The 25,313-nt window shown below is 39.9% G+C and carries 25 protein-coding genes and 1 pseudogene; 12 read left to right on the top strand and 14 right to left on the bottom strand.

Features of this window, described 5'->3' with window-relative positions; genetic code table 11:
- The first annotated feature begins 134 nt into the window (after nucleotides 1-134).
- Nucleotides 135-377: a hypothetical protein gene (locus tag C228_RS0111790; RefSeq protein WP_039771342.1), complete on the top strand. Its 243-nt coding sequence runs from the start codon at nucleotides 135-137 to the stop codon at nucleotides 375-377.
- A 93-nt stretch (nucleotides 378-470) separates the two neighbouring features.
- On the opposite strand, the gene C228_RS0111785 is transcribed toward C228_RS0111790, so the two are convergent.
- From C228_RS0111785 to C228_RS0111765, 5 genes and pseudogenes are all read right to left on the bottom strand, one after another.
- Nucleotides 471-1,853: an ATP-binding protein gene (locus C228_RS0111785; protein WP_018652805.1), complete on the bottom strand. Its 1,383-nt coding sequence runs from the start codon at nucleotides 1,851-1,853 to the stop codon at nucleotides 471-473.
- A complete protein-coding gene (locus tag C228_RS0111780; protein ID WP_018652804.1) occupies nucleotides 1,846-2,514 on the bottom strand; it encodes a winged helix-turn-helix domain-containing protein in 669 nt (222 codons plus the stop codon). The genes C228_RS0111785 and C228_RS0111780 overlap by 8 nt, the downstream gene beginning before the upstream one ends.
- Nucleotides 2,515-2,681: 167 nt before the next feature.
- The gene (locus C228_RS13685; RefSeq protein WP_018652803.1) at nucleotides 2,682-2,936 is read right to left on the bottom strand and encodes a hypothetical protein; all 255 of its coding nucleotides are present in this window, start codon (nucleotides 2,934-2,936) and stop codon (nucleotides 2,682-2,684) included.
- Between the two features lie 369 nt (nucleotides 2,937-3,305).
- Nucleotides 3,306-4,555 (bottom strand): annotated as a pseudogene (gene glyA, locus C228_RS13680) (serine hydroxymethyltransferase).
- Nucleotides 4,556-4,801: 246 nt separating this feature from the next.
- Nucleotides 4,802-5,689: an NAD(+) kinase gene (locus C228_RS0111765; protein ID WP_018652802.1), complete on the bottom strand. Its 888-nt coding sequence runs from the start codon at nucleotides 5,687-5,689 to the stop codon at nucleotides 4,802-4,804.
- A gap of 365 nt (nucleotides 5,690-6,054) precedes the next feature.
- On the opposite strand from C228_RS0111765, the gene thrS reads away from it, so the two are divergent.
- The 9 genes from thrS (at nucleotide 6,055) to C228_RS0111720 (ending at nucleotide 12,371) form a co-directional block, all read left to right on the top strand.
- A complete protein-coding gene (gene thrS / locus C228_RS0111760; protein WP_018652801.1) occupies nucleotides 6,055-7,986 on the top strand; it encodes a threonine--tRNA ligase in 1,932 nt (643 codons plus the stop codon).
- 141 nt (nucleotides 7,987-8,127) lie between these two features.
- Nucleotides 8,128-8,802: a CsgG/HfaB family protein gene (locus tag C228_RS0111755; RefSeq protein ID WP_018652800.1), complete on the top strand. Its 675-nt coding sequence runs from the start codon at nucleotides 8,128-8,130 to the stop codon at nucleotides 8,800-8,802.
- A gap of 9 nt (nucleotides 8,803-8,811) precedes the next feature.
- Nucleotides 8,812-9,156: a DUF4810 domain-containing protein gene (locus C228_RS13675; RefSeq protein ID WP_018652799.1), complete on the top strand. Its 345-nt coding sequence runs from the start codon at nucleotides 8,812-8,814 to the stop codon at nucleotides 9,154-9,156.
- Between the two features lie 11 nt (nucleotides 9,157-9,167).
- Nucleotides 9,168-9,827: a DUF799 domain-containing protein gene (locus tag C228_RS0111745; RefSeq protein ID WP_018652798.1), complete on the top strand. Its 660-nt coding sequence runs from the start codon at nucleotides 9,168-9,170 to the stop codon at nucleotides 9,825-9,827.
- 220 nt (nucleotides 9,828-10,047) lie between these two features.
- Nucleotides 10,048-10,590, top strand: a complete 543-nt coding sequence (gene infC, locus C228_RS0111740) for a translation initiation factor IF-3 (protein ID WP_081618480.1) — start codon at nucleotides 10,048-10,050, stop codon at nucleotides 10,588-10,590.
- Nucleotides 10,591-10,837: 247 nt separating this feature from the next.
- Nucleotides 10,838-11,035: a 50S ribosomal protein L35 gene (rpmI, locus tag C228_RS0111735; RefSeq protein WP_005596065.1), complete on the top strand. Its 198-nt coding sequence runs from the start codon at nucleotides 10,838-10,840 to the stop codon at nucleotides 11,033-11,035.
- Between the two features lie 66 nt (nucleotides 11,036-11,101).
- A complete protein-coding gene (gene rplT, locus C228_RS0111730) occupies nucleotides 11,102-11,455 on the top strand; it encodes a 50S ribosomal protein L20 (RefSeq protein ID WP_005596075.1) in 354 nt (117 codons plus the stop codon).
- Between the two features lie 48 nt (nucleotides 11,456-11,503).
- The gene (locus tag C228_RS0111725; RefSeq protein WP_018652796.1) at nucleotides 11,504-12,040 is read left to right on the top strand and encodes a recombinase RecA; all 537 of its coding nucleotides are present in this window, start codon (nucleotides 11,504-11,506) and stop codon (nucleotides 12,038-12,040) included.
- A 31-nt stretch (nucleotides 12,041-12,071) separates the two neighbouring features.
- Complete coding sequence (locus tag C228_RS0111720) at nucleotides 12,072-12,371, top strand: hypothetical protein (RefSeq protein ID WP_018652795.1); 300 nt, start codon at nucleotides 12,072-12,074, stop codon at nucleotides 12,369-12,371.
- A gap of 38 nt (nucleotides 12,372-12,409) precedes the next feature.
- On the opposite strand, the gene paeA is transcribed toward C228_RS0111720, so the two are convergent.
- Nucleotides 12,410-13,705: a polyamine export protein PaeA gene (gene paeA, locus C228_RS0111715; protein ID WP_018652794.1), complete on the bottom strand. Its 1,296-nt coding sequence runs from the start codon at nucleotides 13,703-13,705 to the stop codon at nucleotides 12,410-12,412.
- Between the two features lie 43 nt (nucleotides 13,706-13,748).
- Complete coding sequence (locus tag C228_RS0111710; RefSeq protein WP_018652793.1) at nucleotides 13,749-14,399, bottom strand: TIGR01621 family pseudouridine synthase; 651 nt, start codon at nucleotides 14,397-14,399, stop codon at nucleotides 13,749-13,751.
- A 49-nt stretch (nucleotides 14,400-14,448) separates the two neighbouring features.
- Here C228_RS0111710 and C228_RS0111705 point away from each other — a divergent pair, with 49 nt between their 5' ends.
- Complete coding sequence (locus tag C228_RS0111705) at nucleotides 14,449-15,081, top strand: histidine phosphatase family protein (RefSeq protein WP_018652792.1); 633 nt, start codon at nucleotides 14,449-14,451, stop codon at nucleotides 15,079-15,081.
- Nucleotides 15,082-15,147: 66 nt separating this feature from the next.
- On the opposite strand, the gene ruvX is transcribed toward C228_RS0111705, so the two are convergent.
- Genes ruvX through rsmE form a run of 3 tightly spaced genes read right to left on the bottom strand, consistent with a single transcriptional unit; the run spans nucleotide 15,148 to nucleotide 16,904 of the window.
- Complete coding sequence (ruvX, locus tag C228_RS0111700; protein WP_005596085.1) at nucleotides 15,148-15,561, bottom strand: Holliday junction resolvase RuvX; 414 nt, start codon at nucleotides 15,559-15,561, stop codon at nucleotides 15,148-15,150.
- A 51-nt stretch (nucleotides 15,562-15,612) separates the two neighbouring features.
- The gene (locus tag C228_RS0111695; RefSeq protein ID WP_005596086.1) at nucleotides 15,613-16,173 is read right to left on the bottom strand and encodes a YqgE/AlgH family protein; all 561 of its coding nucleotides are present in this window, start codon (nucleotides 16,171-16,173) and stop codon (nucleotides 15,613-15,615) included.
- A complete protein-coding gene (gene rsmE, locus C228_RS0111690) occupies nucleotides 16,173-16,904 on the bottom strand; it encodes a 16S rRNA (uracil(1498)-N(3))-methyltransferase (RefSeq protein ID WP_018652791.1) in 732 nt (243 codons plus the stop codon). The genes C228_RS0111695 and rsmE overlap by 1 nt, the downstream gene beginning before the upstream one ends.
- A 140-nt stretch (nucleotides 16,905-17,044) precedes the next feature.
- Here rsmE and C228_RS0111685 point away from each other — a divergent pair, with 140 nt between their 5' ends.
- Nucleotides 17,045-18,478: an SPFH domain-containing protein gene (locus C228_RS0111685; RefSeq protein WP_018652790.1), complete on the top strand. Its 1,434-nt coding sequence runs from the start codon at nucleotides 17,045-17,047 to the stop codon at nucleotides 18,476-18,478.
- A 68-nt stretch (nucleotides 18,479-18,546) separates the two neighbouring features.
- On the opposite strand, the gene nrdB is transcribed toward C228_RS0111685, so the two are convergent.
- The 4 genes from nrdB to C228_RS0111665 all read right to left on the bottom strand — a co-directional run bounded on the left by nrdB (nucleotide 18,547) and on the right by C228_RS0111665 (nucleotide 25,242).
- Complete coding sequence (gene nrdB / locus C228_RS0111680; RefSeq protein ID WP_018652789.1) at nucleotides 18,547-19,677, bottom strand: class Ia ribonucleoside-diphosphate reductase subunit beta; 1,131 nt, start codon at nucleotides 19,675-19,677, stop codon at nucleotides 18,547-18,549.
- Between the two features lie 279 nt (nucleotides 19,678-19,956).
- A complete protein-coding gene (nrdA, locus tag C228_RS0111675) occupies nucleotides 19,957-22,227 on the bottom strand; it encodes a class 1a ribonucleoside-diphosphate reductase subunit alpha (protein ID WP_018652788.1) in 2,271 nt (756 codons plus the stop codon).
- 216 nt (nucleotides 22,228-22,443) lie between these two features.
- Complete coding sequence (locus tag C228_RS0111670; RefSeq protein WP_018652787.1) at nucleotides 22,444-23,523, bottom strand: metallophosphoesterase; 1,080 nt, start codon at nucleotides 23,521-23,523, stop codon at nucleotides 22,444-22,446.
- A gap of 192 nt (nucleotides 23,524-23,715) precedes the next feature.
- Nucleotides 23,716-25,242: a catalase gene (locus tag C228_RS0111665; protein ID WP_018652786.1), complete on the bottom strand. Its 1,527-nt coding sequence runs from the start codon at nucleotides 25,240-25,242 to the stop codon at nucleotides 23,716-23,718.
- Nucleotides 25,243-25,313: the final 71 nt, after the last annotated feature.

Genomic DNA, 25,313 nt, shown 5'->3' with positions numbered 1-25,313 from the left:
TGAGGGAGAAAACACTCTACAATTTGCGAATGGTATTTGTCCTCAAGACTTAACGATCGACGTAACTACAAATGATTTGGGCAATGTAAGTTGGAATATTCGTATTAATAGTACGGATGATCAAATTTTCATTTATGACCAATATTCAAATAGTGGTAAAAACTGTCGGTGTGAATAAATTTGTATTCGGTAATAATTTTTTCATGATTTCAGAATTATCTGAAATGTTAGGTTTACCGGAAGTGTCTATATTAGAAGCGGAAAACTCAGAACCTCACTTTATTATTGAAGGGTCTGGTTATAACGATCTCGTGATTCCAATTTCGGAAATTCCAACAATAACCTATCCGGAATATGCTAATGCATTCGTATTCTAATCGTTGCGATGTAATATAGTTAGTTATATAAATGCTAAATGAAAACTAGACCGCTTGTTATTTGTAGATTTCTTAGAGGCAGTATCGGATTACTTAAAAGAATATTTCGGCCTTTAATCCGCCCATTTCACTACGACTTAATTTCAATTCGAAACGATGTAATTCCACAATACGTTTAATGATTGAAATGCCTAAGCCACTGCCTTTTTCATCTTGCTCGGATTGTATAGAGCGATCGACAGGGCGGTAGAACGGCTGACCAAGCTTAGCCAAATCTTCATCGCTCACGCCGTTACCGTTGTCTTCTACAACAAGGCTATCTGCCGTGAGAGTGATCTTGATAAGACTTTCTTTCGGTGTGTAGTTAATCGCATTATCAATCAGATTTCGTAATACTAAATTGAGTAATAACGATTTACCTAACTGTACTTTAGGAATATTTTGCAAATCAACAATGATTTCCGACCGCTTGTTTTCTGCCTGCTGATAAAGCTGACTAACATTGTTTTCTATCAATTTTCGCCAATCGATAGGTTCTAATTGTTCTAACTCGGCTAAATTTTCCAAGCGAGAAAGCGTGAGCAACTGCTCAATAAGTTGTGCGATTCGATCGATACTACTTGTCATATTTTGTAGCGCTTTACCGTGCTCAATCGGGTCATCTAACGTCATTTGCGCTATTTCGGTTTGAATTCTCAATCCGGCAAGCGGGCTACGTAATTCATGAGCCGCATCGGATGTAAAACGTCTTTCTCGATTAAACATCATTTGCGTACGTTCAAAATAATGATTGAGATTGTTGACCAACGGAATGATTTCACTTGGTAATTGTGCCGTACTAATCGCTTCGAGTTCGCCTGGTTTGCGCTGTGCAACATCATTTTCGAGTCGTTTTAAACTGATGAATTCCCGATGAATAATCCATAAAATGGCTAAGATCGTCATAGGGAAACCAAATAGCCAGCTCCATGATTGGGAAATAATCGTTTTGTTTATTGATTCGTTTCGATAATCAATTTCTTGTCCTATCGCAATATAGATATTGTTATTTTTTAACCAATAAATTCGCCAAGTGTTGATATCTTTCTCATTATTTTCGATATCGTCAGTTTCGGATAAGTGGATGGTTAAGGGGATATTTTGGAATCCTTCTATCGGTGTAAATGTGAAAAATTGTCCGTCACGTCCGTCATTAATAATTTGTTCCCCTTTATCAGTAAAAATGGCAAAGGCAAGTGCATCGTCATCAATGTTTGTTGTGTAAAAGTCCTCTTTATTTTGTATAGGATGAGAACTTTCCGCAATATTTGATGATGCTAAACGTTCGGCGAAAAGAATTTGTTGTGAATCAAACAGTTCATTGATTTCCTTATGTAAAACTTGCCATTCAATAATGATAGAAATAACCCAAATCAGAAATGAAATTCCCGATAGCGTTACGATTAGGCGATATCGCAAACTACGAGTATTAATCATTATTATCTCCTCCTAAACGGTAACCTATACCATGAACCGTTTTAATCCAATTTTTGCCGAGCTTTTTACGTAGATTATGGATATATACTTCCAGCGTATTACTACTAATATCGTTATCCCAGCTATATAATTTTTCTTCAATTGATGAACGTGTCAGCACTTTATCTTTATTATTAACGAAGAGTTGTAATAGCTGGAATTCTTTAGTCGTTAAAATAATGGATTGTTCCGCTAAAGTTACACTATGCGTATTAGTGTCGATACGTAAATTGCCGATAATAATTTCACTTGAACTCTGTTGGTAGCGTCGACGAATCAATGCTTGCAAGCGTACAACGACTTCCATTAATGCGAAAGGTTTACAAAGGTAATCATCCGCTCCTGAATTAAAACCAAGAATACGTTCATCCAACGTATCTCGTGCCGTTAGAATTAGAACGGGTATATCCTGATTTTTTTTACGCCAACCTTTTAGAATATCTAGACCGTCTCTTTTAGGTAGACTAAGATCCAATACAACAGCATCATATTGGGCCAAGAAAAGAGCATCGAAACCTTGATTGCCATCTTGAAACCAGTCAACAACAAAATTTTGCTTGATGAGACCAAGCTTTAAACCATCGCCGATAAGTTTGTCATCTTCAATGAGCAATATACGCATTCTTGTGTCCTTAAATAAGCAAAAACAAGCGGTTGATTTTGCAAAAATTTACAGAATCTAACCGCTTGTAGATGTTAGAGATAGATCTCTAATTATTGTACTTTTCAACAGTATAAACATCAATAGACGTTTATTGATCTAATTTATTTGGAATTTGAATATGAATATTATCGCTTGGGGTTAATGTTTAAACTTTTCCATGCATTGTCGTCAATTTCAATTTTAATATCATCCGCAGAGTTAGCGGAAATAGACTCATCATCTACTTGGATTAGAACGTCATTTTCAGAGATAATAACGTTCTCGCTATTCGCTGAATTTTCAGTCTTAGCTCCCAAAACTTGACTTTGAGGTGTTGATTGAGAACAAGCTGTAAGTACTGCTACAGTAAAAAGAGTCGAAATTACAGTTAATTTTTTCATATTGAGCTCCTTGCTATGGTTAGTTAATGCTGGGCAGATAATCCGTCCAGCAAAGATTAAAAATAAGTTTGAAGTTAAAGGTCTGTACCTTGTTGATGTAGGTATTAAAGCAAAAAGATCTTAAAAAAATCTTAAGAAATGAAAATAGTGGAATTGCTAGTAAAAAATTAAGAGAATTTTTTGAAAAGAATGAATTGAAATAGAACATTGATTATTAAATTATCCACCCCTTATTAAAACTTTAGGATATTAATTGTTTAGTCGTAAGTAAGAAATAACGGTTATCGCTTTTTAAATCGGAGGATAAATAAAAAAGTTGCAGGGTCTATTGGATAAGAAGCCCCGAATAGGGCTTCTTGTTTAAAGAGATTATTTGGGATAAACCGGCAAACGTGCGCAAATTGCTAATACTTTTTGTTTGGTTGCGGCAATGACGCTTTCTTCATTTTCCGTACCCATAGCATCTAACACATCACACATCCAGCCGGCTAATTCACGTACATCCGCTTCGTTAAAGCCTCTACGAGTAACTGATGGTGTACCGACACGAATCCCTGAAGTGATAAATGGTTTTTGTGGATCATTTGGCACGGCATTTTTATTTACCGTAATATTCGCTTTACCTAAAGCTGCGTCTGCCGCTTTACCAGTTTTACCTTGCTTAATGAAGCTGACTAAGAATAAATGGTTCTCCGTACCGTTTGAAATAACATCGTAACCACGTTGTTTGAATACTTCTACCATTGCTTTCGCATTTTTAATTACGTTTTGTTGATAGACTTTATATTCAGGCTCTAGCGCTTCTTTAAAGCAGACCGCTTTTGCCGCAATAATATGCACTAAGGGCCGCCTTGGTTCGCCGGGAACACCGAAGATTGAAGTTTCTTATAAATTTCTTCATCGCCACAGGCAGAAAGAATCAAACCGCCGCGAGGGCCACCAAGTGTTTTATGAGTTGTGGTTGTTACAACGTGAGCATGCGGTAGTGGATTCGGATATAAATCGGCTGCAATTAAACCTGCAACGTGAGCCATATCGACAAATAAATATGCGCCGACTTCATCGGCAATTTCACGCATTTTTGCCCAATCTACGATTTGTGAATAGGCCGAGAAACCGGCAACAATCATTTTCGGTTTACATTCAAGCGCTTTTTGGCGTACATCTTCATAATCAATTAAGCCTTCGGCAGTGATACCGTAGAGTACTGAATTATAAATTTTGCCTGAGAAGCTAACTTTTGCACCATGAGTTAAATGGCCACCGTGAACTAAGTCCATACCTAAAATGGTATCGTTCGGTTGAATTAATGCACCATAAACAGCGGCATTCGCTTGAGAACCTGAATGTGGCTGCACATTAACATAATCCGCACCAAATAATTGTTTGGCACGATCAATGGCTAATTGCTCAACGATATCCGCATATTCACAACCGCCGTAGTAACGTTTACCGGGATAACCTTCCGCATATTTATTGGTGAATTGTGAACCTTGTGCTTGCATTACTCGAGGACTTGCATAGTTTTCCGAAGCAATTAACTCAATATGCTCTTCCTGACGGCGATTTTCGTTTTCAATCGCTTGCCATAAAATAGGGTCGTAATCTTGAATGTTCATGTTTGCTGTAAACATATGAAAGTCCTCTGTGTGCTAGTAAAGAAAATTAAGCAAACGTTTGCGCAATCCGTTTTACAAGCATTCTACACATTTATTATGCTCTATGATAGTGCTTTTTAACAAAACAATTGCATATTGGTTTGTGTTAATGATGAATATTATTCATATTATCTGGATAAGCGGTTGAATTTAGACAATTATTTGCAAATAAAAAAGGCACTCATGGAGTGCTGAGATGAATAGGAGCTAAAATAATTTACTGGACCAGCCAAGCTTAGAGCCAAGCACAGTAAAATAGTTATAGTTGTTAAGATGCAATAAATGTAAGGTATCCGGACTTTTGGTAACAATGATGCGATCTTCCGGTGTAAAAGGTAGATCGTATTGACCGTCACAACTTACTTCCAAGCTAGGTTGATTATATTGCGCAAAGCGTAAAGAGATTTGGCTGTCTCCATCAATCACTAACGGTCGGGAAGAAAGCGTGTGCGGGTGCATCGGTACTAATGCGATCGCATTCATATTCGGCGTTAAAATCGGACCACCCGCAGATAATGAATAGGCTGTCGAACCCGTCGGCGTACTAATAATTAAGCCGTCCGAACGTTGTGAGAATGCAAATTTACCGTCAATATACACTTCAAATTCAATAATGCGAGCCACTTGGCTTGGGTGAATCACCACTTCGTTCAAGGCATTATTGGTTGCAATAATTTTGCCGTTACGCTCAATACGAGCTTCGAGTAAGAAGCGTTCTTCAATCACAAACTCTCCACGCTCAATACAATTATGTAATTGCTCGAAAGCGGATTGCGGCGCAATATCCGTCAGAAAACCTAAGTTTCCTCGGTTAATCCCAATCAGCGGAACGCGATATTTTGCTAATTGACGAGCCATACCGAGCATATTACCGTCCCCACCGATAACAATGACCAGATTGGCTTGCTGACCGATTTCTTCTAAACTTTTGCCATCTGGAAGATTGAGCTGACGAGCAATATTTTTTTCTAACAACACATCATAACGGCGATCTTTCAACCAATTATAAACGGCTAAATGCGTCTCTAAAGCAATATCGTGACGAGGTTTACCTACAATCGCAATACATTCAAAAAATCGTTCTACAGATTTCATCTTTTTTACTCACAAAATAAGAATTGCTTAATTCTATCCTTTTTTTCACCGATAAGATATGTAAAAAATTTATAAAAAATGACCGCTTGTTACTACACATAAGAAGCTGAGAGCGTAATATCTTTTTATGAAGTGCGTACAACAAACGGTCTATTTTCAGAGAAATTTTGCAAATTGAGCGTGAAATCAGACCGCTTGTTGAGATTTTGTGATAAAATTCGCCCGTTTTGCTATTCATCCATGGTTGGGGTGATGTAAAACAAATTGTAAAAAAAGATTCAAATCAAACCGCTTGTCAGCGGTTTTTATTTTTAAACCAACAAGTCACCTCTCGTATGGGTGACCACTGTAACAAGGATATAAAAATGCCTATTATCACTTTACCAGACGGCTCACAACGCCAATTCGATAATCCCGTTTCTGTAATGGAAGTTGCGCAATCAATCGGTGCAGGCTTAGCGAAAGCAACGATTGCCGGTCGTGTAAACGGCGAACGCCGTGATGCGTGCGACATTATTTCTGAAGATAGTTCACTTGAAATTATTACCGCAAAAGATGAAGACGGTTTAGAAATCATTCGTCACTCATGTGCGCACTTATTAGGTCATGCGATCAAACAATTATTCCCGGATGTAAAAATGGCGATTGGTCCGACAATCGACAACGGTTTCTATTATGATGTGGATTTAGACCGCTCGCTCACACAAGAAGATTTAGATGCAATTGAAAAGCGTATGCTTGAGCTGGCTAAAACCAACTATGATGTGGTGAAAAAACGCGTGAGCTGGCAAGAAGCGCGTGATACGTTTGAAAAACGTGGCGAACCGTACAAAATGGCGATTTTAGATGAAAATATCGAACGTACTGCAACGCCAGCGTTATATCACCACGAAGAATATATTGATATGTGTCGTGGTCCGCACGTACCAAATATGCGTTTCTGCCACCACTTCAAATTACAAAAAGTAGCGGGTGCATACTGGCGTGGCGACAGCAAAAACAAAATGTTGCAACGTATTTACGGTACGGCTTGGGCAGATAAAAAACAATTAACGGAATACTTAACTCGTTTAGAAGAAGCGGCAAAACGTGACCACCGCCGTATCGGCAAAGCGTTAGATTTATACCATATGCAAGAAGAAGCACCGGGTATGGTGTTCTGGCACAATGACGGTTGGACGATTTTCCGTGAGCTCGAAACTTTCGTACGTACCAAATTAAAAGAGTACGATTACCAAGAAGTGAAAGGTCCGTTTATGATGGACAGAGTGCTTTGGGAGCGTACTGGTCACTGGCAAAATTATGCGGATTTAATGTTCACTACGCAGTCTGAAAATCGTGAATACGCAATCAAACCGATGAACTGCCCGGGTCACGTTCAAATTTTCAATCAAGGTTTAAAATCATACCGTGACTTACCGATCCGTATGGCGGAATTCGGTTCGTGCCACCGTAATGAGCCGTCTGGTTCATTACACGGCTTAATGCGTGTACGTGGTTTTACTCAAGATGATGCGCATATTTTCTGTACTGAAGATCAAATTGAATCTGAAGTAACCAGCTGTATTCGTATGGTGTATGACATCTACAGCACATTCGGTTTCAGCAACATTCAAGTGAAACTTTCAACCCGTCCTGAAAATCGTATCGGTGATGATGCAATGTGGGATCGTGCAGAAGAGGGCTTAGCGAAAGCTTTAACCGCAAACGGCTTAAGCTATGAAATTCAAGAAGGAGAGGGTGCATTCTACGGTCCGAAAATTGAGTTTGCATTACGTGACTGTTTAGATCGTGAATGGCAATGCGGTACGATCCAATTAGACTTCGCATTACCGGGTCGTTTAGATGCGTCTTATGTGGCGGAAGATAACGGTCGCCGTACACCGGTTATGATTCACCGTGCGATTTTAGGTTCTATCGAACGCTTTATCGGTATCATTACCGAAGAATACGCTGGCTTCTTCCCAACGTGGTTAGCGCCGACTCAAGCAGTGGTAATGAACATTACCGATAGTCAAGCTGACTATGTACAGAAAGTAACGAAAGCGTTATCTGATGCGGGTATCCGTGCGAAATCAGACTTACGTAATGAAAAAGTCGGCTTTAAAGTACGTGAACACACCTTACGTCGCGTACCTTATATGCTTGTGTGCGGCGATAAAGAAATCGAAGCGGGCAAATTATCGGTGCGTACCCGTAAAGGCGCGGATTTAGGCACATTCACCATTGAAGAATTTGTTGAAATCCTCAAAAACCAAGTGAAAGCTCGTGAACTTAAATTATTAGGCGAAGAGTAATTTCATCATTTGTAAAAGAGCGGTCAAATTTGACCGCTTTTTTTGTGTCCTTTTTATTTAAGTCAATTTTGTATGTTTAAAAGGTTTTTTTGATATGCTAGAATCCCGAAAGGCTTTACATCTAACCAAAAGGGATTATAAATGAAAAAATTACTAATGACTACATTATGTGTTGCGGCACTTGGTTTAACTGGTTGTGCAACTGAGGGTTCTAGAGTTATTGCGCCAACAGTCACACAGGCAGCAAGTACAGCTGCAAATTATCACGGTGTAAAATCGGCTATTTCGGTTGGTAAGTTTGATAATAAATCTAGCTTTCAAAATGGCGTGTTTTCAGATGGGCAAGATCAGCTAGGTAATCAATCAAAAACTATTCTTGTTTCCCATTTACAACAAACAGGGCGTTTTTCTGTACTTGATCGAACCAATATGAGTGAAGCGGCTACCGAAGCTAAGATTAAAGGGCAAAAACAAAAGCTCAAAGGTGCTACTTATGTAATTACGGGAGATGTAACAGAGTTTGGTCGTAAGACAGTTGGTGATCACCAATTGTTTGGTATTTTAGGTCGTGGCAAAGAGCAAGTTGCTTATGCAAAAGTGACTCTTAATGTTGTGAATGTAAATACATCGGAAGTGGCTTATTCAGTGCAAGGTGCAGGCGAATATAACTTATCGAATCGCGAGGTTTTAGGTTTTGGCGGTACTGCAGGTTATGATTCAACCTTAAATGGCAAAGTGTTAGATTTAGCTATTCGAGAAGCGGTAAATAATTTAGTAAATGGAATTGAAGCCGGACACTGGACCCCAGCTAAATAAGGAGTAGCAATGAAGAAGGTAAACGTAATAACATTTGCTCTAATGGCAATGATTTTATCCGCTTGTTCTTCAAAATCAGTAAATACTCAATATTATTGGGGTAATTATTCGGATATCATTTATAGTTATTACAATGAGCCGAATGATTTTGTTAAGCAAGAAAACGGTTTTAATGAAATTATTAAAATGGCAAAAGATGCGAATAAACCGGTTGCACCTGGGGTATATGGACATTTAGGGCTTGTTTTATTAAAGCAAGGGAAAACAGCAGAAGCACAAAATGCCTTTATTCAAGAGCAACAATTGTTCCCTGAAAGCAAAACATTCATGCAATATTTACAACGTAAGAAATAAGGATAAGTAAAATGAAAAAGTTATTAATGTTACTTTCAGGTATTTTGCTCTTATCTGGATGTGCTAATCAACAGATGCCTTCTTATGACTACAGTGCCTTGAAAGAAAGTAAGCCAAAGTCAATATTGGTTGTACTACCTGTAAATAATTCTGTGGATGTTAAGGCAGACACAAGTGTGTTAGCGAGAGCGACTTATCCTTTAGCGGAATTAGGCTATTATGTTTATCCTGTATCACTTGTGGATGAAGTGTTTAAACAAAATGGTTTAACGGACGGTAATGCAATTCGAAGTGCGAACATTAAGAAAATATATGATATTTTTGGTGCCGATAGTATTTTATACATAAATGTGGATAAATACGGTACAAGCTATAAAGTTTTCGATAGTGTTACAGAAGTAGAACTGGAAGGGAAATTAGTTGACCTTAAAACAGGTAAAACACTTTGGGAAGGTACAGGTCGTTTTGCTGAAGGATCTACGCATAGTAATGACGGCGCTTTAGTTGCATTAGTTAAAGCAGCTGTTAGTCAAGTGATAGATACAACAAAAGATAAAGGCTATGAAGTTTCAGCTTCTGCAATGAGTTCTTTGGTTCATTTGGGAAGAAATGGTGGGTTATTAGTTGGTCCTCGCCATCCTTCATATGGAAAACCAGAAGTTAAAAAATAGTTGTATATTATATAAGCTCTTAGTGCACTAAGAGCTTATATTACCTTAGTCTAACTAAGTTAATATCGATTATTTTTATGCGTACTATTGCATAACACGTTAATATCTTTTAGAATCCAGCCGTTTGCCCTCTAATTAATTTAGATTTTGGGCGTGATAAATTTTAGTCTTCTGCTCAGCAGTCGATTTCAGAGTAAAACTTACAAGAAGGAATAATACTATTAAACCTGTAAAACGTGTTCAGTCGAATCGCGCACATCGTCTTAATGATGAAATTCGTGGCGTGAAGGAAGTTCGCCTAACTGATGAAAATGGTGAACAAGTTGGTATCGTATCAATTCAAGATGCTTTGGCGAGAGCGGAAGATGCTGAATTAGATTTAGTTGAAATCAGCCCTAATGCAGAACCGCCGGTTTGTCGTATTATGAACTATGGTAAGTTCATCTACGAAAAAGAAAAAGCTGCAAAAGAGCAGAAGAAAAAGCAAAAAGTTGTACAAGTGAAGGAAATTAAATTCCGCCCTGGTACAGACGATGGCGATTATCAAATTAAGTTACGTAGCATTTTACGTTTCTTAGAAGACGGCGATAAAGTTAAAATTACCGTTCGTTTCCGTGGTCGTGAAATGGCACACCAAGATATCGGTTTAGACGTTTTAGAACGTGTTAAAACAGATACGGCTGAAGTGGCAGTAGTTGAATCAGCACCAGGCAAACTTGAAGGTCGCCAAGCGGTAATGGTTATTGCACCGAAGAAAAAATAATTTATTCTTGCATAAAACGGGCGGATCCTATAAAATCCGTCCGTTTTCTCTTTTGTAAAAAAGAGAAACAAAAGCGATCTACAGGCACATTTCGCAGCCTGATTTGCTTTTTAAGCTGCAAAGCTTATGAGCGGTAACGCTCTTTCGAGATAATTAGCGCTTTCCAAGTAGAAATATGATTAGCGATAATTGCATTTTTCGCCTAATTATTGTGTATTATGTAAAACAATGCGGAGTTTATAAAACAATGCCTAAAATTAAAACAGTACGTGGTGCTGCTAAGCGTTTCAAGAAAACAGCTTCAGGCGGTTTCAAACGTAAACAATCTCACTTACGTCATATTTTGACTAAGAAAACCACTAAACGTAAACGTCACTTACGCCACAAATCAATGGTAGCGAAAGCAGACCAAGTATTAGTAGTAGCGTGCTTACCATACGCATAAGCGTTGAGTCAAGTTAAACGTACTTTAGTGAATTTTAGTTAATTATATACATTAGGAGATTTAATAATGGCTCGTGTAAAACGTGGTGTTATTGCAAGAGCACGCCATAAGAAAGTTCTTAAGGCTGCTAAAGGTTATTATGGTGCGCGTTCACGTGTTTATCGCGTTGCATTCCAAGCTGTAATTAAAGCTGGTCAATATGCTTACCGTGACCGTCGTCAACGTAAACGTCAATTCCGTCAATTATGGATTGCACGTATCAACGCTGCAGCACGTCAAAACGGTTTATCTTACAGCAAATTCATCAATGGCTTGAAAAAAGCTTCTGTTGAAATTGACCGTAAGATTTTAGCTGACATCGCTGTATTCGACAAAGTTGCATTCGCAGCTTTAGTTGAAAAAGCAAAATCTGCTCTTTAATTTTAAAGAATAGAGATTAGGACGCCTTTGGGCGTCCTTTTTTATATGATGCGAAAATTAATCATTATTCGAGGGCATTCCGGTTCGGGTAAATCAACGTTTGCTAAGCAACAAATTGCTGAATTTGAGCTGCGTTTTCCGAGCGGTAAAGTGTTTCATATTGAAAACGATCAATTTCTATATGAAAACAATGAATATATTTGGACGAAAGAAAGGTTCCAATCCGCTAAAATATTGGCGGAACAGAAATTAGCATCAGCTTGGGAATTTGCCACAAGCCATCCGCAACTCCCCGTATTCATTGTAATCAGTAATGTGAATCTGAGTTTGCAAGTGGTCGAAAAATACCAAAATATTGCAAATTCATTACAGATGAAGATAGAAAAGTATCGTTTGATGAATTTCTTTAAGAATCAACATAATGTTGATGTTTATACGGTATTGAGTATGTATTTGGCGTTAGAACAGCAGCCGTTAGAGGACGAAATTATCATTAAACCGATCAAGCAAATGCCTTATTTTATGCGTATGATCTTAGAAAAAATGCGTAAGCGTAGGGATAAAAAAGGCATACAAGCGGTCTAATTCTCGCTTATTTTTACAAAGAGGAAAAATAATGAAAAAAGTAATGTTACTTGCGTTGCCTTTCGTTGCAGCAGCTTGTTCTGCACCCGAGCAACAAAGTACGGTTCCGATGGATATGCAAACAGTTGTGGAATACCAACAGCGTGTGGCAAGCGGGAATACTGTTTCTGAAAAGCAAAAGCAACGTGTTGCTAATCAGATTGAAGCAGATGAACCGCTTAATCAAAGCGATAAGCGTCCGAAAGTAGTCAGACAGGTTGTAAGAGAGCCTGTGATTTATCCAAGCATTGGCATTGGTTACGGCTATCACAGACATCGCCATCACTGGTAATAGAAAAGCTCCGATTAAGTCGGAGCTTTTTCACTATGCTAGTTTGCGATATCTTTACGGAAAGATACCATTAATTGGTCGATTTTAAAATTCTCGGTATCAATAATTTCGAATTTATATTGATCATAAAGAACAAAATCGGTTTTCTTTGGGATTTTGCGTAACATATACATCATAAAACCACCGATAGTTTCATAATTTTCCGCATTCGGGAAGCTTTCGATTTCTAACGCTTTCATCACGTCTTCGAGTGGTGTAGCACCGTCAATTAACCACGAATCTTCATCTCGGCGGACAATTTGTTCTTCTTCGGTTGAAACTAATTCACCCATCACGATACTCATTACGTCATTGAGAGTCAGAATTCCCACAACTAGTGCGTATTCGTTTACGATAACGGCAAAATCTTCACCGGCGGATTTAAACAGCTCTAATACTTCGTAAAGTGACAACGTATCCGGAATAAAAAGCGATTTTTTCAGTAGTTTCGCATCCGTTAGCGACACGTTATCGTTTTTTAGATACTGCGTCAGTAGATCGTGCGTTTCGATATAACCTAAAATTTTATCCAATCCATCATCGCAGATCAGCACTTTGGAATAGGGATCTTCACCCAATGTTTCCAGCACTTTTTCTCGGTTATCGGTGCGATTTAAAAACACAATATTTTCACGGGTAGTCATCGTTGATGTTACACGGCGTTCCTGCATTTCAAACACATTTTCAATGAGGTAATGCTCTTGTGCTTTTAAAATACCGGCTTTCGCCCCCGCATCAACCACCGCTACAATATCTTCGGAAGTCATATTGTCTTGGCGAACAGTAGAAACGTGAAATAACTTAAATAACGTGTTGGCAATCCAATCGAAAAACAGCACGAGCGGCTTAAATAATGCAATACAAAACATCATAATGCCGATGGTTCGCACTGCTACTTTTTCCGGGTATGTCATCGCAATACGTTTCGGCATTAAGTCTGCGAAGAGGACAAATGCCGAGGTAACAATGATAAAGGCAATCCAAGATGCTGCACTATCAACCCATTCCGCTTGCGTATATTTTGCAAGTAATTCACTAAAATAAGGATTGATCGCACTTTCGCCGACCACACCGCCAAGAATTGCTACCATATTTAAGCCGATTTGTACTACGGTAATAAAGCGTCCCGGCTGTTCTTGGAGCTTTAATACTTTTTCGGCTCGAAAGTCTCCTTCGTTAATCATTGCCTGCAATTTCAGCTTTCTTGCACTGGCAAGAGAGATTTCTGAAGATGAGATAATCGCACTGGCAATAATCAGTAATAAGATAATCAAACTTGCTTCAAATAAGCTCATAAAATCCTCTGTTTGATAAGTTATGATGTATAAAATTATAGAATTAAATATTTTTTACAGATTCAGCACTGCAAATTTTTGCCCAAGATTGACCGCTTGTCGGTGAGCTTTGGATACAAAAAGATTCGCCTTGATAATCAAATTTTAGCTGGTAAGCATGTAAGTACACCCGATCCGCTTCTGTGCCGGCATAAAGTTGATCGCCTAAAATCGGGCTACCTAAGCTTTTCATTGCCACCCTTAATTGATGTGTTTTGCCGGTTTTTGGTTGCAAAATAAAATGGCGTAAATGCGGTTTAACTGAATGTGAACTAAATTGGGTAACGGCTGGATTCTGTTTGCTATGGCACAGTTTCCATGCACCGTTACGGCTTTTTTGCATATCACCGCTAATTTTACCTTGTTTCTTTTTCGGTTTTTGATCGCTCAACGCCCAATAGGTTTTTTCGATCTTATGTTGTTCAAACAGGTGGTAAAAGCACACGGCAGCTTGTTTGTTCAAAGCGAAAATTAATAAGCCGGATGTGACTTTATCTAAGCGATGTACCAGCCACACTTGCTTCACTTGTAATTGTTTGGCGAGTTTTTCGGTTAATCCGACTGCTTCCTCGTCTTTGTGTACACTCACGCCGACCGGTTTATCAATCACAACAAAGTCGTGATGTTGGAAGCAAATAGTCAATTTTTCAGTCATTTTTTGCTATACTCCGATAAATTTTGGCTATTTTAACAAGGAATTGAATATGGCACTCAACATTTATTTAGTCCGCCACGGTAAAACCGTTTGGAACTTAGAAGGTCGCTTACAAGGCTCAGGTGATTCGCCTTTGGTTGAAGAAGGTATTGAAGGGGCAAAAAAAGCGGGTAGAGCGTTAAAAGAGGTTAAATTTGCCGCTGCCTATTCCAGTATGCAAAAACGTGCACAAGATACTGCTAATTATATTTTGGCGGAAAATAATGATAAGAACATCCCACACTTTCACCATTTCGGTTTAAATGAGTTTGATTTTGGGCTTTGGGAAGGCACGAAATCGGTAGATTTACACTCAAATGATGAATATTGGACGATGAAAAAAACACCGGCAGAATATCGCGCGGAAACCAATGGCGGTGAAACTTACGAAGATCTTTATAACCGAGTGATTAAAGTGTTTAATCAAATTGCCCAATTGCACCAAGATAATGAAAACGTATTAATTGTTGCACACGGTATGACATTAACCGTTCTCACAGCGGTATTACGAGGCTTACATTGGTCGGAGTGTCGTGACGAAACCAAACACAGTTTTGTGATTAACACTGCAATTAACCGTGCGGTCGTTGAGAATGGTAAGACTGAATTAGTTGAGTTTAACCGAACAGAACATTTGGCTTAGATTTGCAAAAAAATCCAAAAATTAGACCGCTTATTTGCGTTGTTCAAATGAGCGGTCTTACTATTTTTATTGGGCTTCAAACCAGCTTTCTAAAATTAAGCAGGCGGAAATCGAATCCACTTTATCTTTTTTTAAGGCTTTGTAACCGCCTCGTTCAAAGATTTCAGCTTTCGCTGATACTGTTGTGAGGCGTTCGTCTTGTAACTCAACCGGCAAATTAAAACGTCCGTTTAAGCGATTAGCAAATTTTTTCGCTCTTTGGGTGAGCGGCTGTTCGCTGCCGTCCATATTGAGCGGTAAGCCAACTACTAAGCGTTCCGGTTGCCATTCTTTGATCACTTTTTCAATTTGATCCCAGTTCGGAATCCCGTCTTGCGCTTTAAAAGAGGGTAATCCCTGTGCGGTGCCGGTAATATCTTGTCCGACCGCACAACCGATGCTGTAAGTACCGAAATCGAATGCGAGAATTGTTCTTGCCATATTATCCTTTTGCAAAAAATTGTTTATTTTTGGCCGCTGCTTAAGTCGTCATTAGGCTCTGCCTGCACGGGCTAACACCCCTGAAATACCGAGCATTTCATTTGCTTCCACCCAACGTTCTAAATAACCGGTTTCGAATAAGGTTTTGTCGTTTGCTTCAGAAATCAGCCAGTAATTACGTGCGATTTCTTGCTCGAGTTGTTCCGGTTTCCACGTGGCACAACCTAAACAGACAATAAATTTTTCCGGTGCTTCCGGTTTACCAAGGCTATCTAGCACATCGCCGGAAGTTGTTAATAAAATATTATCAGTCACGCGATAACTATGTAAAAATTCTTGTTCAGTTTTGGTGTGAATAATAAAGCCACGATCTTGGCTGACTGGCCCGCCGCTTAAGACCATTTGATCTTTATGATAATTACGCTGATTCGCCATTTGGAAATCCATACGGGTAATCAATTCCAGAACAGATAAATCAGTCGGGGTGTTAATTACTAAACCCATTGCGCCGTTACTGTTATGTTCGCAGATATAAATCACAGTGCGATCAAAGTAATCATCATCAATTTCCGGCGTTGCAATCAAAAATTTGCCTTGTAAATTTTCTAACATTAAATATCTCCAAAACAAACCTGTAGAGCGGTAATTGCCGCAAGTGAGGCGGTTTCCGTACGCAGGACGCGTTTACCGAGTAAAACTTCGGTAAAGCCTTCGGTTTCGGTCATTGCGATTTCTTCAGCGGATAAGCCGCCTTCCGAGCCGATTAATAAACGCACACCGGCTTCAGGCACGTTCGGTAACTGGCGAATGGTGTATTTCGCACGAGGATGCAGATTTAATTTCAGCATGTCATCTTGTTCTTTACACCAGTCAGTCAGTTTCATAATCGGGCGAATTTCAGGAATTTCATTACGTCCGCATTGCTCGCAAGCGGCAATCGCAATTTTTTGCCATTGCTGTAGTTTTTTGTCTTGGCGTTCATCGTTAAGTTTTACCCCACAGCGTTCAGACCAAAGCGGAGTAATGGTTTTTACGCCTAACTCAACCGATTTTTGAATGGTAAATTCCATCCGATCGCCGCGAGAAATCACTTGTCCTAAATGGATCGGTAAATTGGATTCACGATTATTCAATTCACTACCATCAATTTTTGCAATAATTTGCTTTTTTCCGACCGTTTGTAATGTGGCGTGGAAAATATGGTTTGAGCCGTCAAATAAAATAATTTGATCGCCTTCTGTCATACGTAACACACGGCCAACGTGATTAGTTGCATCTTCACTTAAAATACAACTGGTTTGATTCGCTAATAATTCAGGATGGTAAATTCTTGGAATGCGCATAAGATATTCTTTCATTAACAATAATATGCCTATTGTAATGGAAATTGCCTGTTAAATAAATTTTTGCAAAATATTTCTAGAATTTAACCGCTTGATAGCGTAAATTGATAAAGATTCATTCTTTCAGAAGGAGGCTAAGTATGGATTTTATTTATATCGCAGTCGCTGTGTCACTGATTGCTATTTTGGTACTTTCATTAGTGATTGCGTTGTTATTTCGTCGAGTGGTGAAAACTAATGAAGTACACATTGTACAGTCGGGTGGAAAAACCACTTCTTATGGTAAAGATACCGGAAATGGTAACGTTTATTATGCGTTTCCTTCATGGTTGCCGGTGATTGGTGTGAGTACGATTGTGCTGCCGGTTTCTGTCTTTTCAATCAAAATTGATAACTACGAAGCGTACGATTTAGAACGTTTACCTTTTGTGGTGGATATTACCGCTTTCTTCCGTGTGTCCGATTCAAATCTTGCCGCACAACGTGTGTCGGATTTCCATGATATGAATATTCAATTGGTTGATATTATCCAAGGTTCGGTGCGTTCGATTCTTTCAAGCCGTAATTTAAACGATATTTTACAAGTACGTTCGGAGTTGGGCGATGATTTTACCCAAGCGGTCAAAGAGCAATTGAAAAATTGGGGGATTGAGCCGGTTAAGAATATTGAACTGATGGATATTCGTGATAGCGGCAATTCAAAAGTAATTTTCAATATTATGGAAATTAAAAAATCCTTTATTGAAAAGGAAAGCCGTGTTGAAGTCGCTCGTAACCAAAAAGAAGCTCAAATTGCGGAAATTGAAGCGAAAAAAGAAGCGGATGTAAAACGCCAAGAAGCAGAAAAAGAAGTTGGCTTAAAAACGGTAGAAAATCAACGAGAAGTGGCAGTATCTAACGAACAAGCGCAACAGTTGGTGAAAGAACAAGAAAAAATCACTAAAGAACGCGAGATGGAAGTCAAACGTGTTGCGGAAGTAAAACAAGCGGAAATTGCCAAAGATGTTGAAATTGTGAAAGCGGATCAAGAAAAACGTACGCAAGAAATTAAGGCGGAAGCGAATAAAAATGCGTTGATTATTGATTCTGAAGCTGAAAAACAACATCAAATTTTAGTCGCGGAAGGTGAAAAACAAAAAGCGTTTTTAGCGGCTGAAGCATTGCTTGAAACAAAAGATAAAGAAGCGCAAGGTATTGCGAAAATCGGTTCGGCAGAAGCGGAAGCGAAGCAAAAACTGGAGATTTCATTAGTATCCGGTCAAATTGAATTAGCGAAAGAAATCGGTGGTAATGAAGGTTATCAAAGCTACTTGATCAGTATTCGTCAAATTGAAGCAAATCAGGCGATCGGTATTGAACAAGCGAAAGCGCTTTCAAATTCAGATATGAAATTTATCATTAATGATGAAAAAGTGGATAAAGGCATTCAGCGCGTAGGTGAATTATTTAGTTCGACCGGCGGCACTAAAATTGCTGCAACACTGGAAGGATTAAACCAATCAGATTTAGGTAAGGCATTAATTGGTAAGTTTTTAGGTACTAACGTCTCGGAGCCTAAAGCATCGGATAAATAGGCTAAACAAGCGGTCGAATTTTCTCCATTTTTTGCAAAAATCACGGAAAAACGACCGCTTGTTTTTATTTAGAGTTCAAAATTATCAAAATCGTTGCTATCAATTTTGGCATCGATCTGCCCAACCAAATAGGAACTTACTTCGACTTCTTGCGGTGCAACTTGTACGTTATCAGACACCAACCAAGCGTTAATCCAAGGAATCGGATTTGAAGCGGTGGCAAAAGGGCGGGGTAATCCGACCGCTTGCATCCGAATATTGGTAATATATTCGACATATTTCACCAAAATATCTTCATTTAAACCAATCATTGAACCGTCTTTAAATAAATACGCAGCCCATTCTTTTTCTTGTTCTGCCGCCGCAACAAAAAGCTCATAAGCTTCTTGTTTACATTCTTCGGCAATTTGTGCCATTTCCGGATCATCTTGTCCGGATGCCATAATATTCAACATATTTTGTGTGCCGGTTAAATGGAGGTATTCATCACGTGCAATGAATTTAATAATTTTAGCGTTACCTTCCATTAACTGACGTTCGGCAAACGCAAAAGAACAAGCGAACGATACGTAAAAACGAATCGCTTCCAGCACGTTCACACTCATTAAGCATAAATAAAGTTGGCGTTTTAGATTGCGTAAAGTCACTTGGTATTGCTTGCCGTCCACCGTATAACAACCTTCTCCGTAGAGCGTATAAAGTTGCGAATCTCGAATTAAATCATCGTAGTAGCAAGAAATATCTTTCGCGCGTTTAATAATTTCTTCGTTAGTCACGATATCGTCAAACACAATAGACGGATCATTGACGATATTACGGATAATGTGCGTATAAGAACGTGAATGGATCGTTTCGGAAAACGTCCAGGTTTCGATCCAAGTTTCTAGTTCCGGAATCGAGACTAACGGCAAAAATGCTACGTTCGGGCTGCGACCTTGAATGGAATCAAGTAATGTTTGATATTTTAAGTTACTGATAAAAATATGTTTTTCATGTTCCGGCAATGATTGGTAGTCGATACGATCTTGCGAGACATCAACTTCTTCCGGACGCCAGAAAAATGAGAGTTGTTTTTCGATTAACTTTTCAAATAATTCATATTTTTGTTGGTCATAACGAGCAACATTCACATTTTGCCCGAAAAACATCGGTTCTTTTAATTGATCATTTTTATTTTGTGAGAAAGTGGTGTATGCCATGTTATCTCCTTTTTAAATAATTACCCTCGCCTCTTGTGGGAGGGGACAGATTTTTCTTCGTACAGAAGAAAAATAAGGGAGAGGGGAAAAAATGTTAATAAGCCTGCATTGCCTAAATTTGCGACAGTTTTGCAAAATTTTTCACGAATTCAACCGCTTGTAGCCCACCGTGGTTATGCTCAGCCTTCAGCTGAGTGAGCCACGCTGTGGTTCTTACATTCTCCGAATTATTTCTGTGTTCCCCGTGTATTCCGTGGTTAGTTAAATTCAGACTAGACACTAAATTTTACAGGCACCGCCGGCACAACCGTCATTTAAATCTTGTTGGGAATCTTCCGCTCCGTCTCTGGTATTTTGGTAATAGAGTGTTTTTAGTCCGTATTTATAAGCGGTCAGTAAATCGGCAAGTAAGCGTTTCATCGGCACTTTGCCGTCTTCAAATTTTTGCGGGTCATAATTGGTATTTGCCGAAATCGCCTGATCAATGAATTTCTGCATAATACCGACCAGCTGTAAGTAACCGCTCATATCGGGGATATCCCACAATAACTCGTATTGTGAACGGAGCTTTTCATATTCCGGCACAACTTGTTTTAAGATGCCGTCTTTTGAGGCTTTAACACTCACGTAGCCACGCGGCGGTTCAATGCCGTTGGTCGCATTGGAAATTTGCGAGGAAGTTTCTGACGGCATTAGCGAGCTTAAGGTTGAGTTACGTAAACCGAATTGCTTGATTTCTGCACGCAAGCTTTCCCAATCATAATACAGTGGTTCTATTGTGAGGTTATCCAATTCTTTTTTATAGCTATCAATCGGTAAAATACCTTGAGCATAGCTAGTCTCGTCGAATAACTTACAAGCACCTTGTTCTTTGGCTAAATTGAGCGAGGCTTTCAGTAAATAATATTGCATCGCTTCAAAGGTTCTGTGAGTAAGCGCATTGGCAGAACCGTCTGAATAACGCACGCCATTTTTCGCTAAGTAATAAGCGTAATTGATCACACCAATGCCAAGAGAACGGCGAGCTAAGGCCGCATGTTTTGCCGCTTTCACCGGATAATCTTGATAATCTAATAGGGCATCTAACGCTCGAACTACTAAATCAGCAAGCGGTTCAAATTCATCTAAATTTTGCAACTTACCTAAGTTAAATGCTGAAAGCGTACAGAGTGCTATTTCCCCATTTTCATCGTTAATATCGTTCAGCGGTTTGGTCGGTAATGCGATTTCTAAACATAAATTTGATTGTTTGATCGGTGCGACTTGCGGATTGAACGGTGAATGCGTATTGCAATGATCGACATTCTGAATATAAATGCGGCCGGTTGAAGCGCGTTCTTGCATGAGCAGTGAAAATAACTCAACCGCTTTCACACTGCGTTTACGAATGCTCGGGTCTTGCTCATATTGCAGATAAAGTTGTTCGAACTTTTCTTGATCAGCAAAAAACGCTTCATACAAACCATCGACATCAGACGGGCTGAATAAGGTGATTTCGCCTCCCTTAATTAAGCGTTGATACATTAGCTTATTGAGCTGTACACCATAGTCCATATGACGACAGCGGTTGTCTTCCACACCTCGATTGTTTTTTAACACCAATAAACTTTCTACTTCTAAGTGCCATAGCGGGTAGTAAACCGTTGCAGCGCCGCCACGCACACCGCCTTGAGAGCAAGATTTCACCGCACTTTGGAAATGCTTATAAAACGGAATGCAACCGGTGTGGAAAGCTTCTCCTTGACGAATCGGGCTGCCTAACGCACGGATTGCACCGGCGTTAATGCCAATGCCCGCACGTTGTGAAACGTATTTAATGATCGCAGCAGAAGTGGCATTGATTGAATCCAAACTATCACCGCATTCAATCAATACGCAAGAACTAAACTGACGAGTCGGTGTTCTTACCCCTGACATAATCGGGGTCGGTAATGAAATTTTGAAAGTTGAAGTCGCATCGTAAAAGCGTTTTACATAATCCAAACGAGTGGCTTTCGGATATTTCGAAAACAAGCAGGCTGCCACTAAAAGATATAAGAATTGTGCCGACTCATAGATCTCTCCGGTCACTCGATTTTGGACTAAATATTTTCCTTCGAGCTGTTTGACCGCCGCATAAGAAAAATCCATATCTCGGCTGTGTATGAGAAACTCATTCATTAACTGCCATTCTTGTTCGGTATAGTCGGTTAACAGTGCTTGATCGTATTTACCGAGTGCAACCAGCTTTTTAATATGAGTGAATAAATGAGGAGGGGTGAAGTCCCCGTAGGCTTTTTTACGCAGATGAAACATCGCTAAACGCGCAGCAAGATATTGGTAATCCGGCGTTTCGGTACTGATTAAATCAGCGGCAGCTTTGATGATAGTTTCGTGAATATCGGCGGTACGAATACCTTGATAAAACTGAATATGGGCGCTCAGTTCCACTTGTGATACCGATACATTCTGTAAACCCTCGGCAGCCCAAGTGATGACACGATGAATTTTGTCCAAATCAAACGGCTCTTGTTGACCGCTACGTTTGGTTACCATCAATGTTTTCTGCATAAAATGTGTCTCCTTTTATCTTATTATTTGACCACTATATGTTGTGGTTTTGAGGTTCTTGTATACAAGATATTGTTTTATTGGGGCATGTGCAAGCAGAAAATTTTGTAAAAGGATATTGACAAAAGATAAGTGATTGAAGATAGGACGATTCGAGAAATGTAAAAAAATAAACCCCTGAAAATCAATTCAGGGGTTTGCATAAAAAAACTAAGGTTATTTACCTTTCACATCAATAATAAAGACTTCCGATTGGGTGCCGAGCCGCATCGGGATACCCCAAAAGCCGTAACCGGAGGTGACAAAATAATGACCTAAACCGATTTTTTCATAGCCATAGTGTAGTCGATAAATCACGTTAGTCATTAAATTTGCCGGAAAAATTTGTCCTTTGTGGGTATGGCCGGATACTTGTAAGTCAATCGGCAATTGCGAATGTTGTTCGATTTGTGTCGGACGGTGATCAAGTAAAAATACCGGTAAATTCGAGTTTACCGCCGTTAATAATTGAGCGGCACTCGGTCTGTTTTTTACGAGGTCATCATTACGTCCGATAATGGTAAATTTTCCGTTAATTTCGACCGCTTGATCCCATAGTACTTGGATACCGGCTTTTTCAATTTCGGTGGCAATCACTTGCTGTTTGCCGAAGAAATCGTGGTTACCTAAAGTGGCATAAACCCCTAAAGGCGCTTTGAGCTTAGCTAAATGCGGTTGCATATTTTCGGCTACATAAGCATCGGTATTATCGTCCATAATATCGCCGGGTAATAAAATCAGATCGACATTTTGCTGATTAAAGATCTCCGCTAATTTATCTAATTGTTTCGCGCCAAACCATTGCCCTAAGTGCAGATCACTTGCTACACCAATACGTAGCGGTTGAGCTAGCGGTTTATCCAATTGCACGGAATAATGCACCACTTTCGGTGTATAAGCGTTATATAAGGCGAGTCCAACAATACCGAAAAATGCGAAAGGATAGGTAATTTTTAAGGCAAAATTGACCGCTTGTTTGCCTTTAAATAAGCGGTAAATTACCGCACAAGCAAGGCTAACGAATAATGCGAACAGCAGTAAAGTGAGCATTAGCGCAGTGATTCTAAAACCGTTAAATGTTCGTGTGACGGTCAAAATTGCTAACCCATTTGCGGCTAAATAGCTGATAAATGTAACGATCTTACGTGATTTAGGAGATAAGTTAAATAACCAACCTAAAGTACGAGAAAAGTTAAAAACAAGGCATTGTAAAACAAGGATGGCAATTCCCGTAGTGATGTAATAACGATATTCCAAAAGCTTTCCTTTTTGTTAAAAATAAAAAAACGATGGGATTTTAACGCAGATTGATTTTTCAAACAAAAGAAAAGCCCTATCGTATAGATAGGACTTTGATAGAGCAAATGCATTTATGTAAGGAGGACTACTGTGTGCGATTATCTCGCGGGTTTTTGAACAGTTGCATTTGCTAATTTGGTGACTTCTAAATTAGAAGTTAGGTTTTAATAACCCCGGTTGTCCCATTGCTGGGTCGCTGGAATAGGCGGCCATGGCGTCTGCGACCGTCATTCCTAATGCTTTGGCAACGCCTTCGCCGTAGGCTGGGTCGCAGAAGTAGCAGTTACGGATATGGCGGTATTTGATGAAGTCTAACGCATCGCCCATTGCGGCGGCGGTGTTGGTAAAGAGGGCTTGTTTCTCTTTGTCGCTCATCAAGTTAAATAAGGCGCGCGGTTGGCTGAAATAGTCCGCATCGTCTTGGCGGTAATCCCAATGGGCAGCATCACCGCTGATTTTGAGTGGTGGCTCGGCGAATTGGGCTTGTTCTTGCCATTGACCGAAACTGTTTGGCTCATAATGTAGGGTTGAACCGTAGTTGCCGTCCACACGACCTTGACCATCACGGGCGTTGCTATGCACTGGGCAACGTGGGGCATTCACTGGAATTTGGTGATGGTTCACGCCTAAGCGGTAACGTTGTGCGTCCGCATAGTTGAACAAGCGCGCTTGCAACATACGGTCTGGCGAAACGCTGATCCCCGGCACTAAGTTGCTTGGGGCGAAAGCGGATTGTTCCACATCGGCGAAGAAGTTTTCAGGGTTGCGGTTTAATTCCATTACCCCCACTTCGATGAGCGGATAATCCTTTTTCGACCACACTTTGGTTAAGTCGAACGGGTGGAAATTCACTTTTTCCGCCTCAGTTTCTGGCATTACTTGAATGTAAAGCGTCCATTTCGGGAAGTCGCCTTTTTCGATAGATTCGTAGAGATCGCGTTGGTGCGATTCACGGTCGTTGGCAATAATGGCGGCTGCCTCTTCGTTGGTGAGGTTTTTAATACCTTGTTGCGTGCGGAAGTGGAATTTCACCCAAAAACGCTCGTTATTGGCGTTGATTAAGCTGTAAGTGTGTGAGCCGAAACCGTGCATATGGCGGTAAGAAGCAGGAATCCCACGGTCAGACATTACGATGGTCACTTGGTGGAACGCCTCTGGTAAGAGCGTCCAGAAATCCCAGTTATTGGTGGCACTACGCATATTGGTGCGAGGATCGCGTTTCACCGCTTTGTTCAAATCAGGGAATTTGCGAGGATCACGCAAGAAGAACACGGGGGTGTTGTTACCGACCAAATCCCAGTTGCCTTGCTCTGTATAAAATTTCACCGCAAAGCCACGAATATCACGCTCTGCGTCCGCCGCCCCACGCTCGCCTGCCACGGTGGTAAAACGGGCGAATAATTCGGTTTCTTTGCCCACTTCGCTGAAAATTGCGGCTTTGGTGTATTGGGTAATGTCGTGGGTCACGGTGAATTTACCGAACGCCCCCGAACCTTTGGCGTGCATACGGCGTTCTGGGATCACCTCACGCACAAAATTGGCTAATTTCTCGTTGAGCCATAAATCTTGGGCAAGCAACGGACCACGCGGACCTGCGGTCAAACTGTTTTGGTTATCGACAATGGGCGCGCCGTTGTTCATTGTTAATGATGTATGATGGAATGGACATTTAGACATAATGATTACCTTGGAATATTAATAGGTTTGATGCATGAATATTATTATTACTGATTGGTTTTATTTTGTAA

Source organism: Actinobacillus capsulatus DSM 19761 (assembly GCF_000374285.1).
GTDB classification, from domain to species: Bacteria; Pseudomonadota; Gammaproteobacteria; order Enterobacterales; family Pasteurellaceae; genus Actinobacillus; species Actinobacillus capsulatus.
The sequence above is the reverse complement of the archived record's forward strand: the minus strand, read 5'-3'. Positions and strand labels throughout refer to the sequence as shown.

Coding starts and splice junctions, on each gene's coding strand:
- rpmI (WP_005596065.1), top strand. CDS start 10,838: ATGCCTAAAATTAAAACAGTACGTGGTGCTGCTAAGCGTTTCAAGAAA.
- C228_RS0111685 (WP_018652790.1), top strand. CDS start 17,045: ATGGATTTTATTTATATCGCAGTCGCTGTGTCACTGATTGCTATTTTG.
- thrS (WP_018652801.1), top strand. CDS start 6,055: ATGCCTATTATCACTTTACCAGACGGCTCACAACGCCAATTCGATAAT.
- C228_RS0111780 (WP_018652804.1), bottom strand. CDS start 2,514: ATGCGTATATTGCTCATTGAAGATGACAAACTTATCGGCGATGGTTTA.
- C228_RS0111745 (WP_018652798.1), top strand. CDS start 9,168: ATGAAAAAGTTATTAATGTTACTTTCAGGTATTTTGCTCTTATCTGGA.
- nrdB (WP_018652789.1), bottom strand. CDS start 19,677: ATGGCATACACCACTTTCTCACAAAATAAAAATGATCAATTAAAAGAA.
- C228_RS0111665 (WP_018652786.1), bottom strand. CDS start 25,242: ATGTCTAAATGTCCATTCCATCATACATCATTAACAATGAACAACGGC.
- C228_RS0111725 (WP_018652796.1), top strand. CDS start 11,504: ATGCGAAAATTAATCATTATTCGAGGGCATTCCGGTTCGGGTAAATCA.
- C228_RS0111695 (WP_005596086.1), bottom strand. CDS start 16,173: ATGTTAGAAAATTTACAAGGCAAATTTTTGATTGCAACGCCGGAAATT.
- nrdA (WP_018652788.1), bottom strand. CDS start 22,227: ATGCAGAAAACATTGATGGTAACCAAACGTAGCGGTCAACAAGAGCCG.
- C228_RS0111765 (WP_018652802.1), bottom strand. CDS start 5,689: ATGAAATCTGTAGAACGATTTTTTGAATGTATTGCGATTGTAGGTAAA.
- C228_RS0111705 (WP_018652792.1), top strand. CDS start 14,449: ATGGCACTCAACATTTATTTAGTCCGCCACGGTAAAACCGTTTGGAAC.
- C228_RS13675 (WP_018652799.1), top strand. CDS start 8,812: ATGAAGAAGGTAAACGTAATAACATTTGCTCTAATGGCAATGATTTTA.
- paeA (WP_018652794.1), bottom strand. CDS start 13,705: ATGAGCTTATTTGAAGCAAGTTTGATTATCTTATTACTGATTATTGCC.
- rsmE (WP_018652791.1), bottom strand. CDS start 16,904: ATGCGCATTCCAAGAATTTACCATCCTGAATTATTAGCGAATCAAACC.
- rplT (WP_005596075.1), top strand. CDS start 11,102: ATGGCTCGTGTAAAACGTGGTGTTATTGCAAGAGCACGCCATAAGAAA.
- C228_RS0111785 (WP_018652805.1), bottom strand. CDS start 1,853: ATGATTAATACTCGTAGTTTGCGATATCGCCTAATCGTAACGCTATCG.
- C228_RS0111790 (WP_039771342.1), top strand. CDS start 135: ATGACCAATATTCAAATAGTGGTAAAAACTGTCGGTGTGAATAAATTT.
- C228_RS0111755 (WP_018652800.1), top strand. CDS start 8,128: ATGAAAAAATTACTAATGACTACATTATGTGTTGCGGCACTTGGTTTA.
- ruvX (WP_005596085.1), bottom strand. CDS start 15,561: ATGGCAAGAACAATTCTCGCATTCGATTTCGGTACTTACAGCATCGGT.
- C228_RS13685 (WP_018652803.1), bottom strand. CDS start 2,936: ATGAAAAAATTAACTGTAATTTCGACTCTTTTTACTGTAGCAGTACTT.
- C228_RS0111720 (WP_018652795.1), top strand. CDS start 12,072: ATGAAAAAAGTAATGTTACTTGCGTTGCCTTTCGTTGCAGCAGCTTGT.
- C228_RS0111710 (WP_018652793.1), bottom strand. CDS start 14,399: ATGACTGAAAAATTGACTATTTGCTTCCAACATCACGACTTTGTTGTG.